The sequence below is a fragment of the Vannielia litorea genome (genome assembly GCF_018424695.1).
In the GTDB taxonomy this organism is placed as follows: domain Bacteria; phylum Pseudomonadota; class Alphaproteobacteria; order Rhodobacterales; family Rhodobacteraceae; genus Vannielia; species Vannielia litorea_A.
Map to the genome: position 1 here is coordinate 1 of NZ_QTNQ01000182.1, position 2,087 is coordinate 2,087.

Below are 2,087 nucleotides of genomic sequence, written 5' to 3' on the forward strand. Positions count from 1 at the left end.
AGAGGTGTATAAGAGACAGTTTTCAACGGGGGGCTGCTTGCCCGGGTGCCCGACCGGGCGCCGAACGGGTGGAACAATGAAGCGGGTTGCGGGATTGGTTTGCAGGCGACACCGGGCCGCGCGCCGTGCTATCCAAGCCTCTTCACAGGCCGACCGTCCTTTCATCGTGGCGTATCGCCGGACAACAGGAGAGCCGCCATGCTGATCCGCTTCGGGTTCGAGATTGAAGTCGAATGCGCCTCCGAGGTGCCGATGCTGCTTTCACTCTCGACCCACCCGGACGCCGCGGGGCGGTTGATTGGAGAAGACAGGGTGCGGGCGGAGCCCGCTTGCGCGCTGTCGGTCTACCATGACCGGTTCTCCAACAGGATCACCCGGGTGGTGGCACCGGAGGGCAAGACCAAGTTCTGGTCGGACGGGGTGATGGAGCAGGACGGGCAGGCCGACCGGCAATCTCCCGAGGCGGTGCAGCACCAGATTGCCGATCTGCCCGACGAGGTGTTGAGCTACCTGCTGCCGAGCCGCTACTGCGACAGCGACAGCCTCATCACGGAAGCCTGGGAGACCTTCGGGACGGGGCCGGCCGGCTGGCCGCTGGTGCAGGCGATCACCGGGTTCGTCCACCGGCACGTGACCTTCGGCTACCAGTTCGGACGGGCGGACAAGACCGCCTCGCAGGTGTGGCGCGAGAAGACCGGTGTGTGCCGTGACTTCGCCCATCTGGCCATCGCGCTGTGCCGGGCAATGAACATTCCCGCACGCTATGCCAGTGGATATCTCGGTGACATCGGCGTGCCTTACTCGGGGCCGGGAGATTTTTGCGCGTGGTTCGAGGTGTATCTGGGCGGGCGCTGGCACACCTTCGATGCGCGCTACAACGTGCCCCGCGTGGGGCGGATCCTGATGGTTCGGGGATGCGATGCCTCCGATTGCGCGATGATCACCTCCTTTGGCGCGCATGAGCTGAAGTATTTCAGGGTCTGGACCGATCAGCTCGACGACGGGATGGAGGAGGCCGACGTGATGGAGCTTCTGGCCCGGCGGCCTGCGGGAGAGCCGCTGGTGTTTCCGTCTTCGGCGCGGGTGGCCTAGGGGTTACGTGCGTCCAGGGCCTTCGCCAGCAAGGCTTTGAGTTTGCGTCCGCGCGGCGGGTTGAGCCGTGCGGCCCAGTCGAGCCTGCCGATGAGCTGGGCCTGGAAGGCGGCGTCGGTCAGGCGCGTGTCCTCCGGCTTGCCGCAAGCGTGGATGATGGCTTTCAGCTCGTCGAAGGTTTCGCGGCGCAGGTTCAGGTGCTGGTTGACGACGATGCCGGTGACCGTCTGGCGGGAGGTCCTGGCGTTGATCCGGGTCTTGGCCGGGTTGAGCCGGAAGCCCTCGTCGGCGACGATCTCGGGGACGGCGCGCAGCAGCGCGGCGGCGATGGCCCGGTCACCGGAAAAGCTGAGATCGTCGGCATAGCGGCCGTAATTGGCCCCGAGGCTGCGGGCGAGGCCTGCGAGGCGGCGGTCGAGCTTGTAGGCCGCGTGATTGGCCAGCGCGGGCGAGGTGGGCGCACCCTGGGGCAGGTGGGGGCTGCGGTAGAGCAGGCGCTCGGGCGGCGCGAGGCGGCCCTGGACGCGCGAAGGGGTGACGTTGGTGCAGAGTGCCGCGAGGTGGTCGGAGACCGCCTGCGGATAGCCGAGGCTACGAAACAGCCCGCGAATGCGGGGGCGGCGGATCGAGGGGAAGAAGTTGGCGAGGTCGAAACAGAGCACGAGGTCTTCGCCGGTGTGGCGGTTGGCGGCCTCGAGGCAGTTGCGGGATGGCGCGAAGCCGAAGGCGGCGTCGTGGGGGGGGCACGCGGTTGAGCAGGCCGCTGAGGATCTGGCGTTGAACGGCCTTCAGCTGCTGTTTCGGGGCCTCGATCACGCGGAGGCCCCCGCCCTTTTTGGGTTTCAGGTGGTAGTGGTAGTGATTGACCGGGGTTTCGCCGTGCTCCTCGTGGCGGTCGTGGATGTCGGCGAGATACTCCAGCCGCTCGGGCGGCAGCATCAGCCAGTCGGCGAGCGCGGCAAGCGTGGGGAGTTGGGGCAGGTCCAGCCCGGCGA

At 67.4% G+C, this 2,087-nt stretch carries 2 protein-coding genes and 1 pseudogene; 1 reads left to right on the forward strand and 2 read right to left on the reverse strand.

All coding sequences use genetic code 11. The features are described from left to right. Positions 1-198 precede the first annotated feature (198 nt). Positions 199-1,092, forward strand: a complete 894-nt coding sequence (locus tag DYI42_RS23795; protein WP_213549604.1) for a transglutaminase-like domain-containing protein — start codon at positions 199-201, stop codon at positions 1,090-1,092. Here DYI42_RS23795 and DYI42_RS23800 read toward each other — a convergent pair. Next, a pseudogene (locus DYI42_RS23800) lies at positions 1,089-1,769 on the reverse strand (reverse transcriptase family protein); the annotation flags it as partial. The gene DYI42_RS23795 and the pseudogene DYI42_RS23800 sit on opposite strands and share 4 nt — an antisense overlap. Continuing rightward, positions 1,684-2,087, reverse strand: a 404-nt coding sequence (locus DYI42_RS24400) for a hypothetical protein (protein ID WP_244868120.1), incomplete at its 5' end; no start/stop codon positions are given. The gene DYI42_RS24400 and the pseudogene DYI42_RS23800, both read right to left, overlap by 86 nt.

What these genes read in the sequence shown, in the direction of transcription:
- DYI42_RS23795 (WP_213549604.1), top strand. Translation starts at nt 199, where the DNA reads ATGCTGATCCGCTTCGGGTTCGAGATTGAAGTCGAATGCGCCTCCGAG.